The 10534-nt window shown below is 69.4% G+C and carries 12 protein-coding genes; 7 read left to right on the forward strand and 5 right to left on the reverse strand.

Translation table 11 applies throughout. The features are described from left to right. Positions 1–118: 118 nt before the first annotated feature. The 3 genes from GF068_RS35265 to GF068_RS43890 are packed head-to-tail and all read right to left on the reverse strand — an operon-like array spanning position 119 to position 3202. Entirely contained in the window at positions 119–1423 is a 1305-nt protein-coding gene (locus tag GF068_RS35265; protein WP_153823925.1) for a multicopper oxidase family protein, read from the reverse strand. Positions 1424–1442: 19 nt separating this feature from the next. Next, positions 1443–2897: a TolC family protein gene (locus tag GF068_RS35270; RefSeq protein WP_170319864.1), complete on the reverse strand. Its 1455-nt coding sequence runs from the start codon at positions 2895–2897 to the stop codon at positions 1443–1445. Between the two features lie 14 nt (positions 2898–2911). Continuing rightward, complete coding sequence (locus GF068_RS43890) at positions 2912–3202, reverse strand: hypothetical protein (protein WP_170319865.1); 291 nt, start codon at positions 3200–3202, stop codon at positions 2912–2914. Between the two features lie 101 nt (positions 3203–3303). Between GF068_RS43890 and GF068_RS35275 the strand changes: the two genes are divergently transcribed. Together GF068_RS35275 and thiM are read left to right on the forward strand one after the other, a co-directional pair. Further along, complete coding sequence (locus GF068_RS35275; protein ID WP_153823927.1) at positions 3304–4728, forward strand: L-serine ammonia-lyase; 1425 nt, start codon at positions 3304–3306, stop codon at positions 4726–4728. A 96-nt stretch (positions 4729–4824) separates the two neighbouring features. Continuing rightward, complete coding sequence (thiM, locus tag GF068_RS35280) at positions 4825–5589, forward strand: hydroxyethylthiazole kinase (RefSeq protein WP_476704321.1); 765 nt, start codon at positions 4825–4827, stop codon at positions 5587–5589. Positions 5590–5601: 12 nt separating this feature from the next. Here the strand turns inward: thiM and GF068_RS35285 are convergent, their stop codons facing one another. Next, positions 5602–5952, reverse strand: coding sequence for a hypothetical protein (locus GF068_RS35285; protein WP_153823929.1), 351 nt, complete (start codon positions 5950–5952; stop codon positions 5602–5604). Between the two features lie 24 nt (positions 5953–5976). Then, positions 5977–6447: an META domain-containing protein gene (locus GF068_RS35290; RefSeq protein WP_153823930.1), complete on the reverse strand. Its 471-nt coding sequence runs from the start codon at positions 6445–6447 to the stop codon at positions 5977–5979. Positions 6448–6609: 162 nt separating this feature from the next. On the opposite strand from GF068_RS35290, the gene GF068_RS35295 reads away from it, so the two are divergent. The 5 genes from GF068_RS35295 (at position 6610) to GF068_RS35315 (ending at position 10520) form a co-directional block, all read left to right on the forward strand. Further along, on the forward strand, positions 6610–7290 hold the full coding sequence (locus tag GF068_RS35295) for a class I SAM-dependent methyltransferase (RefSeq protein ID WP_153823931.1): 681 nt from the start codon (positions 6610–6612) through the stop codon (positions 7288–7290). 40 nt (positions 7291–7330) lie between these two features. Continuing rightward, positions 7331–8512, forward strand: coding sequence for an AAA family ATPase (locus tag GF068_RS35300; protein WP_153823932.1), 1182 nt, complete (start codon positions 7331–7333; stop codon positions 8510–8512). Next, the gene (locus tag GF068_RS35305; RefSeq protein ID WP_153823933.1) at positions 8509–9252 is read left to right on the forward strand and encodes a hypothetical protein; all 744 of its coding nucleotides are present in this window, start codon (positions 8509–8511) and stop codon (positions 9250–9252) included. Before GF068_RS35300 ends, GF068_RS35305 begins: the two co-directional genes overlap by 4 nt. 417 nt (positions 9253–9669) lie before the next feature. Beyond that, positions 9670–10140 (forward strand): GFA family protein, encoded by a 471-nt coding sequence (locus tag GF068_RS35310; RefSeq protein WP_153823934.1) that lies wholly within the window; start codon positions 9670–9672, stop codon positions 10138–10140. Positions 10141–10229: 89 nt separating this feature from the next. Then, positions 10230–10520: a hypothetical protein gene (locus GF068_RS35315; protein WP_153823935.1), complete on the forward strand. Its 291-nt coding sequence runs from the start codon at positions 10230–10232 to the stop codon at positions 10518–10520. The last annotated feature ends 14 nt before the right edge of the window (positions 10521–10534 follow it).

Here is a 10534-nt window from a genome sequence, read left to right on the forward strand (position 1 = left end):
ACCGAAGGTGCCCGAGCGTCGATACGTCCCATCAATCCAAGGTTTAATGGACGTCCGCCCACGATGCTAGAGCGGAAAAATCGAGTGTCCGAGACGTCTGCTCGATTGGAATTCCGAATCAGAACGTGACGTCCGGGTCGATCCCGTCTGCCTTCATCTTCGTGCTGTCGGCTTTGTCGGCCACGGTCCCCTTCGGGTGCGCATACCAGCCCTTCCCATCCTCGGCGTCCGGATCGTCGCGGACCTTCAGGATCGTGAACATGCCGCCCATGTCGATGGTCGAGAAGGGCCCCTTGCCGCCGCGCATGGGGATCGAGTTCTTCGGGACCGGCATCTTCATGTCGTCCATCCCGCCCATGCCGGCTTGCCCCATCGTCATGTAATCGGGGACGAGCGCCTGCACGCGCTTGTCGATCGCCGCCGCGTTCGCGCCGACCATCACGGGGAAGCCGTGTCCCATCTGGTTCATGATGTGGTGGGTCATGTGGCAATGCATGGCCCAGTCGCCCGACTCCGTGGGGACGAACTCGATCACGCGCACGCTGCCCGTCGGCACGAGCACCGTCGTGTCCGGGTGCCGCGCCGTGACCGGGATCTCGCCGCCGTCGGTCCAGGTGGTCTCGAAGGCGAGGCCGTGGATGTGAATCGGGTGGTGATCCATCGCCGAGAGGTTCCCGAGCCGGATGCGCACGCGCTCGCCCTTGCCGACGACGAGCGGCTCGGTGCCCGGGTAGGCCTTCGCGTTGAAGGTGAGGACGTTGAAGTCCTTCATCTCGTTGGGATCCGGCCGCCGCGCGCCGGCGCGGATCGCCCATTCATGGGTGACGAGCGCGAAATCGCGATCGACCCGCGGGCCCCTGGGGTTCTTCGGGTGCACCACGATCATCCCCACCATCCCGAGCGCCATCTGGGTCATCTCGTCGTAATGGGGGTGGTACATGAACGTCCCCGCCTTCGAGAACGTGAACTCGTAGACGTGCGTGTCCTTCGGCTCGATGGGCTTCTGCGTGAGGCCCGCGACGCCGTCCATGCCGCAGGGCAGGATGACGCCGTGCCAGTGGACCGTCGTCGGCTCGGGCAGGCGATTCGTCACGTAAAACCGCACGCGGTCGCCCTCGACGACCTCGATCGTGGGACCGTGCACGCGGCCGTTGTAGCCCCAGCATTCGGCCTCGAGGCCGGGCGTGAAGGTGTGCTTGACCGGCATGGCCACGAGGTGGCCGATCTTGACGCCGTCCTTCTCGACGAGCTTCAAGGTCGCCCCGTTCGGCGTGACGACCGCCGGCTGGCCACCCGGGAAAGGCCCGGGGCGGCGCGCGCGCTTGCCAGCATTTTTCTCGGGCGCGCCCTGGGCGAGCGCCTCGGAGGCGACGAGCGCGCCGCCGATCGCGGCGCCGATCTTCACGAAATCACGTCGATCCATTGCTTCCCGCCTCCTCTCCTCAATGCCCCGCCGAGCTCTCGGCCCCGCCGCCCATCCCCGCGCTCCCCACGCCCGGCGGCGCGAGCCCGAGCGCGCGGTGCCGGCCCGCGAGGACCTGATCGAGCGCCGCGCGCGCCTTCCAGTATTCGAGCAGCGTCTCCGTGTAGGCGATCCCCGCCTCCGTCAGCCGCCGCTGCGTCTCGAGCACCTGGAAGACGCCCACCTGCATCGCGTTGTATTGCAAGAGCGTCTCGGCGAGCGCCTTCTCCCGGGCGGGCAAGAGCGCGTCGCGGTAATGCCGCGCCCGCCTGCCCGCGGACTCCACGCGGTTCTGCGCCATTCGAAGGTTCGCGCGCACCGCCGTCGCCGTCGCGACGTACCTCTCCCGCAAGGCCCCGAGCTCGCTCTGCGCGCTGATCACGCGGCCCTGGGCCCGATCGAAGATCGGCAACCCCACCGTCACGTGCCCGCCGATCTCCCAAGCCCGGCCGTCATTCTCGCCGTGAAACCCGCCCGAGAGGTGCGGCAAGCGCCCCTCGGCGCGGTGCATGCCCACGCGCTTGCCGGCCGCCTGCATCCGGCCCGCGATCTCCGCCAGCTCGAGGCTCGCCGCGAGGGCCTTCTTTTCGCCCCCCGCCGCGTCGATCGTATCCACCTCGGGCGGCGGCAGCGGGTCCGGCGCGGTCCAGGAGGTCTTCTCGCCCGACAAACCAATCGCCAGGTTGAGCCGCTCCCGCGCGTCGAGCAGCGTGTTCTCCGCCTCGGCGACCTCGATCCGCGCCGCCTCCACGGCCGCGCGCTGGGTCGCGAGGTCCACGTCCGGCAGGTTGCCCACGCGGTGGAGCTCCTCGGCCGCGGCAAACCCGGCCTGGAACGCCGCGAGCGCCCGCGAGCGCAAGTCGAGCACGCCTTGCCGCGCCTGCACCTCGTAAAACGCGACACGCGCCCGGTAGGCCGTGTCGAGCACCTCGCCCGCGACGCGCACCCGCTCCGCCGCGAGCTCCGCCTCGGCCGCGCCTTTGCGCAAGGGCATGAGGATCACCCGCGAGATGTCGTATTCGATGCCGATGTCGGCCTGCAGCTCCTGGAAGGGATCCTGCGGGGCGCGCAGCGAGACCTCGATCTCGGGGTTCGGCAAGAGCCCCGCCTGCACGACGCGGCCCCGCGCGATACCGAGCTCGTACATCGACGCCCGCAAATCCCGGTTCATGAGGAGCGAGAGGCGCACGGCCGCCTCGGCATGCAAGGGTTTGGCGAGGATCTTCGGCGCCTCGGAAGGGTCCTCCTCCCAGCGCTCCTCGGACGGCAGCGCCACGGAGGGGCGCGCCGGAGCGCCCGACGCTCGCCCGGCGCCGTGCGCGGCCAGGAATTCGTTCACGTCGCGCACGTCCGTGTCCAGCGCGCCGCCCCCGCACCCCGCGGAGAAGGCGACGAGCAGCGCCGAGAGACCTCCAGACCAAAGGGAGCTCTTCATGGGTTCGCCTCGCCTCACGGTCCGTGGTGGTGATGGTGATGCCCGCCGTGCCCTTCGTGGCCCGCGGGGGCCTCGGGCGCCTTCCTGGCCGCGGCGTCGGGGAAGGCGCACGGCGCGCCCTCGGCGCAGACGCGCGCTTCGAGCGGGTCTTTCGCGACGAGCACGGCGCCGACCGACAATCGCTTGGCGGGCACGGCGGCGGGGTTCGCGGGAGAATCGGGCCGGAAGGTGGTGGGGGCCTCCGCGGCGCAGGCGGCCGTCGCGAGGGCGACGAGCAGAAACGGGAAGGTGGAGAGCATTTTCATCGCGACAGGGGCGCGGAAGGAAGGGACCGGCCGCGCGCGGCGACTGTAGCACCTCGGCGAGGATCGCCAGCCCCGGGTGCGTCGAGTACACTGCGCGCGCGATGACCATCAGCACCTTCGATCTGTTCAAGATCGGCATCGGGCCTTCGAGCTCGCACACCGTGGGGCCGATGCGGGCCGCGCGTACGTTCGCCCTGGGGCTCGAGCAGCGCGGGCTCTTCGAGCGGACGGCGAAGGTGAAGGCCGAGCTCTTCGGCTCGCTCGGCGCCACGGGCAAGGGCCACGGCAGCGACAAAGCCGTGATCCTCGGGCTGCTCGGCGAGACGCCGGACGGGGTCGACGTCGAGCGCGTGGACGCGATCGTCGCCGCCGTGCGGCGAACGGGGCAGCTCGAATTGCTGGGGCGCAAGACGATCGACTTCGCGCTGCCCTCGCAGATCCTCTTCTCGCGGAGGACCTTGCCGTTTCACCCGAACGGCATGCGATTCACCGCGGAGGATCCGAGCGGCGCGGCGCTCGACGCGCGTATTTATTATTCGGTCGGCGGCGGCTTCGTGGTCGATGATCCGGAGGTCTCCGGGGACGGGCCGAAGGAGGCGACCCGGGCCGCGTTTCCGTACCCCTTCCGCACGGCCTCGGAGCTGCTCGCGGCCTGCGCCGCGCACGGCCGCTCCGTCAGCGACCTCATGCTCGAAAACGAGTCGATCTTCCGGCCCGAGGCCGAGACACGCGCGGGGCTCTTGCGGATCTGGCAGGTCATGCAGGCCTGCGTGCAGCGCGGCCTGCGCACGGAGGGCACGCTGCCCGGGGGCCTGCACGTGCAAAGGCGCGCGCCGGGGCTCTACCGCAACCTGCTCGAGAACCCCGAGGCGGGCCTGCGGGATCCGCTCACGGCGATGGATTGGGTGAGCCTCTACGCGCTCGCGGTGAGCGAGGAGAACGCCGCCGGGGGCCGCGTGGTCACGGCGCCGACGAACGGCGCGGCCGGCATCATCCCGGCGGTCTTGCATTATTACCGGAGGTTCGTCCCGCACTCGACGGACGACGGCGTCGTGCGCTTCTTGCTCACGGCGGGGGCGATTGGCCTCCTGTACAAGGAAAACGCCTCGATCAGCGGCGCGGACGTGGGTTGTCAGGGTGAGGTGGGCTCGGCCTGCTCGATGGCGGCGGGCGCGCTCTGCGAGGTCCTCGGCGGCAGCCCCGCGCACGTGGAGAACGCGGCCGAGATCGCGATGGAGCACAACCTCGGCCTGACGTGTGATCCGATCGGCGGCCTCGTGCAGGTGCCGTGCATCGAGCGCAACGCGATGGCCGCGATCAAGGCCATCCAGGCCGCGCGCCTCTCGCTGCGCGGCGACGGGCGCCATTTCGTGGCCCTCGACAAGGTCATCAAGACCATGCGGGACACGGGCGCCGACATGAAAGAAAAGTACAAGGAGACCGCGCGCGGCGGCCTCGCCCTCCACGTCCTCGAAGCGCCGGTCGACACGAGCCTCGACGTGAGCGTGGGTATCCCGGAATGCTAGGTTGACAAGCGCGCTCGGTTGTCCAAAATCTCCCCCCTTCGATGGGAGAGCAGGGGGAGAGCCATGGGGAATGACGCGCGCGCAGTCTGGGATTCGGTGCGGAAGGTCCGAGCGACCTCGCCGCTCGTGCAAAACATCACGAATTACGTCGCGATGAACAACACGGCGAACGCGCTCCTGGCGCTCGGGGCTGCGCCGGCGATGGTGCACGCGGCCGAGGAGGTCGAGGATTTCGTGGCGATCGCCTCGTCCTTGGTGGTCAACATCGGGACGCTCTCGTCGCCGTGGATCACGGCGATGCGGCTCTGCGCCACGCGCGCGAACGACCTCGCCAAACCCTGGGTGCTCGATCCCGTCGGCGTGGGCGCCACGCCGCTGCGCACGCGGGTCTCCGATCAGCTCGCGCAGATCGGGCCCACGGTGATCCGCGCGAACGCGTCCGAGATGCTCGCGCTCTCGGCGGTGACCTCGAAGATCACGCGCGGCGTCGACAGCACCGAGCCGTCGCAGGCCGCGATCGAGCCGGCGCGGCAGCTCGCGCAGACCTACAAATGCGTGGTCGTGGTGAGCGGCGCCGTCGATTACGTGACCGACGGCGAGCGGCTGCTCGGGGTCCGCAACGGGCACCCGATGATGCCGCGGGTGACGGGGCTCGGTTGCACGGCGAGCGCGCTCGTCGGGGCCTTCCTCGCGGTGGTGCCCGATCCGCTCGTCGCGGCGGCCCACGCAATGGCCGTGCTGGGGGTCGCGGGCGAGATCGCCGCCGAGAAAGCCCCCGGCCCGGGCAGCCTGCAGATGCTTCTCCTCGACGCTTTGTACCAGCTCGACGAGGCGGCCCTCGGGCGGGTGAGTATCGTGTGAATCACGTGCGCGTCAGCCGGCGGGCCCGAGGTAGACGCAGCCGAGCCGCCGCCACAACCACGCGCACGACGGCAAGGGCGCCGACGTGAGCCACTCGCTCGGGTCGTGGTTCGGCCGGATCATCGAGCAAGCCCCGCGCACCCGCCCGAACCGCACGAGCCTCCAGGCCCTGCCCGTGGCGCCCCTGCAGTTCGGGAGGATCGTCTGCGCCTGCGCCTCGGCGGCCGTCTCCTCGCCGCCGAGCGAGAGCTCTTCGTCCGGCGCCGCGCTCTCCGCCACGCACCCGCTGCCCAGCACGAGGGCCGAGGCGAAGAGGAGGCCGCGCCCGAGCATCCCAATGGAACACGTATACACGTTTTTCATGGATTCCCCCTCTCCTTCACCCTCTCACCGCGACCGGATGAACTCGATGACGACCGCGCCGTCGCTGTTCCGGAAGAACAGCCGGTTCCTTTGCAAGAAATACGTACGCGCCTCCTGGAGGGCGCGTACGTAGGACTGCTCCTGCTCCATGACCCCGCGCGGGGAAAAGCAGCGCATCCTCGTGAGGCCGACGCCTGGGATCGTGACGACCCCCCCGCCCGCCTCGTACGAGCCATTGTACGCGTTGCATCCGGCCCTCCCGCTCACCGTTCCGCCGCTGAAACGCGCCGAGATCTCCGATCCCTGGATGGGCCGGGCGCCGCGCAGGCTCCGCACCCTCCAGTGCGTCGCGCCGCCGAGGAAAAGAGGCGCGGCGGAGAAACGCGCCGGCACGGTGGCCACGTCCTCCGCGGCGCTCGCGCGTGTCGGCGCGGCGATCAGGGTCGTGAAAATGGACAGAATGGCGCAGACGGCGGAAAACGGAGTCTTCGGCATGGCCCCTCCTCGCGCGGAACATAAAGCTCCGCCGCGAAGGCCGGGAGCCCTCGCCCGCCCGGACCCGGGCCCGCCGAGGCGCGTGCGTGATGTTCGAAAAAGAGGTGTAATCCGCGCGCCCGCCGTGCGTCGGCAGGGCAGAACCCAGGAGGAACAAGGCCGATGCACACCGAACAGCCCTACATCCACGCCCTCGGACACGCGGCGCTCACGCGCTTCTACGACCCGTTCATCCGCGCCGCGGTTCGCGAGCGCGCCTTCAAGGAGCGCCTGATCGACCTGGCCGACGTGAGACCTCGGCACCGCGTCCTCGACGTCGGCGCTGGTACGGGCACGCTCGTGCTCCGGCTCAAGCAGCGTTGCCCCGAGGCCGAGGTGGTGGGCCTCGACGGCGACCCGAAGATCCTCTCCATGGCCCGCCGGAAGCTCGCGGATGCGGGCGCGGACGTCGAGCTGCACGAGGGCTACGCCCAGCGCCTCCCGTTCCCCGACGGCTCGTTTGATCGTGTGGTCACGACCCTCGTGCTCCACCACCTCTCCCTCTCCGACAAGGCGACGGCCTTCGGTGAAATGGCGCGGGTCCTCTCGCCGGGCGGCGAGCTCCACGTGGCGGACCTCGGTCCTCCGCGCTCCTTGCCGGGAAAACTCGCCGCGGGCGTGGCGCGTCGTTTCGGGCACGTCGGCGACAACCTCGACGGCCGCCTGCCCGAGCTGATGCGCGCCGCGGGATTTTCGCAGGTGGAGGAGACGTCGCGGTTCCTCACGTTGTTTGGTCCGCTCGTGTACCTGCGGGGGAGGAAGGCGAGCGAGGGGGAGGGTGGCTCGGGACTGGGCTCCGGGTGAGGGGTCGTGTAAGACTCGGTCCGCGAGGACGGCAGCCACCATGATCGAACGGGTCTCCTTCACGAACTTCAAGTCCCTGCGCAAGGCGGAGATCCAGCTCGGGCGGTTCATGGTGATCGTCGGGCCGAACGGGTCGGGGAAGACGAGCGTCCTGGATGGCCTCTTCTATCTCGCGCAGGCCACGCAGAGGCCGATCGAGGCCATCATGACGGGTGTCCAGGCACCCCTGAACCTCATGAGCCGCGGCGCGATGGATCCCATGGTGCTCACCCTCTCTGCGCGTTTCGCAGGCGTGGAAGCGAGTGTCCAGATCTCTGTCAGTCGCGGCGGCGAAGAGTCCGACATCCGCACTCCGCCAGAATGGAGCGGGACAATCATCCGCCGGTGGGGGGAAGCTGAGGAGACCATCACGAGCGACGAGGACGATGCCATATCCCCGCGCGAGATGCCCATGTACCACTCCGAGTTGCGAGAGCTTGCCCAAGCGCTTCGCTCGACGCGCAAGCTGCGGCTCGACGTGGAGAGGCTCGCGGCCGCGGCGTATAGCGATGAGGAGACGCCTCGTATGCGCGTCGATGGCGAGGGCCTCGCTCCCGTACTGGCGGATCTCGCGGCGCGCTCGCCCGATATCTTCCAGTCGATCCAGGATGCCGCACGTCAGGTGGTACCCACACTGGAGCGGATTCGCACCCGAAGGGCCAAGGTGTTGAAACGCGAGCAGCAGGAGATCCGTATCGACGACAAGCCCCTGACGCACACGGTCGAACGTCCGTACTGGGGCCAGCAGCTCGTCCTCGATTTCAAAGGTGCCCCCGACGTCCCCGCGCCCCTTGCCAGCGAGGGGACCTTGCTCGTCATCGGCCTGTTGACCGCCCTGTGCAAAGGGCCACGTCTCCGGCTCCTCCTGCTCGACGACATCGACAAGGCCCTGCACCCGCGCGCGCAAGGCGAGCTCGTCGCCCAGCTCCGCAAGGTGCTCGCGATGGATCCCGAGCTCCAGATCGTCGCCACCAGCCATTCCCCTTATCTGCTCGACCATTTCAAGCCCGAGGAGGTCCTCGTCACGGCCCTCCGCCCGGACGGCTCGACGGCCTGCGCGCCGCTGACGGAGCACCCGGATTTCGAGCGCTGGAAGAGCACGACGCGCGCCGGGGAGCTCTGGAGCTTCGTGGGCGAGGACTGGGTGACGGAGCGGGCGAGCGCCGAGACGGAGCCGCAGTGAACGCAGAGCCCCGCATCCTCGGGCTGGTCGTCGAGGGGCCGTCGGACGCGCGTACGGTCCCGGAGATCGTCGATCGGGTCCTCGTGCAGGGCATTCCCGTGCAGGAGAAGGAGCTCGGCGCCTGCCGCGCCTTCCGTGGGCTCGACGCCGGGACACCGTTCCTCGCGTGGAAAGGCGTGAACGATGCTTCGAGGCGACGGCGGGTGCCTCCGAGGCACGGGCATTTCGGCCGAGAACCGGCCCTCGAGGACGCACGGACGGCGGTGCTCGCCCTCCGATGTTTCGTCGCAGAGGACCCGCAACCGGCCGCCGTCCTCCTCGTGCGCGACAGTGACGGAAAGCCACAGGAGCGCTGGCGAGGGCTGGAGCAAGCGCGGAGCGACGGCGATTGGCCTTTCGAGGTGGTGCTCGGCGTGGCCCACACCATGCGAGAGACCTGGGTGATCGCCGCCTTCACGGCCAGGAGCAAGGACGAGCAGCAGGCCCTCGCGAAGCTGAGAAGAGAGCTAGGATTCGATCCCACCGCACGCTCGGCAGAGCTCGACGCGACGAACGACACGGCCAAGAAGAGCCCAAAACGTGTCCTTTCGTGTCTCACCGACGACGACGAACGGGAGGCCGCATGCTTCCGGGACGCGGACATCGAGCACCTGCGGAAGGTCGGGGCGAAGAACGGCCTCGCGGCGTTCGTCGACGAGCTGGGCCGGAAGCTCCTGCCGCTCTTCGCCGCTCGCTCTTGAGCCCTTTCCCTCCCCTTTCCCCCTCCCCCAGCCCCCCGAAACCGCCTCCCCCCCCAGCCATCCTCCTCCCCCACCGCCCCGACCTCACCTTCCTCCTCGCCGATCTCCGCTCCCCATCGCCGCGAACCGCCCTTCCTCATCCCCCGCCTGCACCTCACGCCGCCGTGAGCCGCCGTCTGCCCTCTCCCCCACCCGCTCCACCCCGCTGTGAACCGCCGATCCCGTCCTCGGGAAGCCGATCCACAGCGTCGTGGATCCGCTCCCGCGCCCCGCCTCCCCGCTTCACGGCGCCCCGACATGCCCATCCCCGAGCGCCGGATCGATCTCACCCCGCCGGGACCCGCCCTCGCCGCACCGCTTGCCTCTCCTCCGCCCCCCGGGCATCCTCTCGCCGGTACAGACCAAGAGGAAAACACCATGACCAACTGGAAACTACCCTGGGAAGGTGGATGTCGTTGTGGCCGCGTGCGGCTCCGGGTCACGGCGCCGCCGCTCGTCACGATGGCCTGCCATTGCACGGGATGTCAGCGGATGAGCTCCAGCGCCTATTCGCTCAGCGCAGCGATCCCGAGCGCAGGCTTCGAGGTGACGAAGGGAGAGCCGGTGCGCGGCGGCCTGCACGGCGACGAGGTCCACCATTTCTTCTGCGGCCACTGCATGACCTGGATGTTCACCCGCGTCCCGGGCATGGACTTCTTCGTCAACGTCCGCCCGACCATGCTCGACGACACGAGCTGGTACCGCCCATTCATCGAGACGTATACCAAGGAAAAGCTGCCCTGGGCGACCACGCCGGCCACGTACAGCTACGAGACCGTCCCGGCCTTCGAGGACTACGAGCAATTGATGAAAGAATACGCAGAGGCCACGCAGGCCTTCCTCGGCTGAGCCCCGACATCCCCACGCCCGAGCCCGCCCGGCATACCCCTTGCTCCAGACGAGAATCGACCATCCATTCACGAGCAAGGGGGGCGACGATGCTCAAAAAGATGCTTTGTGTGCTGATGCTGGCCGTGGGCGCCGGGGCATGTGCCGTCGACGCACAGATCGACGACGAGGGCGTGAGCGCGGACGCGGACGCGCTCGCGTCGGACGAGACCGAGGGCGCCGCGGAGCTCGCGCTCGAGGCCGATTACCGCGGCTGCCCCGTCCTGCCAGGCGCCAGGGCCGGACTCTGCGACGACCATTGCCGCAGCCGCGGCTATCGCAGCGGATACTGCGGCGGCCCCTGGTACCGCCCCGGCACAGTCTGCACCTGCCGGCGTTGAGCCGAGGGGAATGA

The sequence above is a fragment of the Polyangium spumosum genome (genome assembly GCF_009649845.1).
Classification (GTDB): Bacteria; Myxococcota_A; Polyangia; order Polyangiales; family Polyangiaceae; genus Polyangium; species Polyangium spumosum.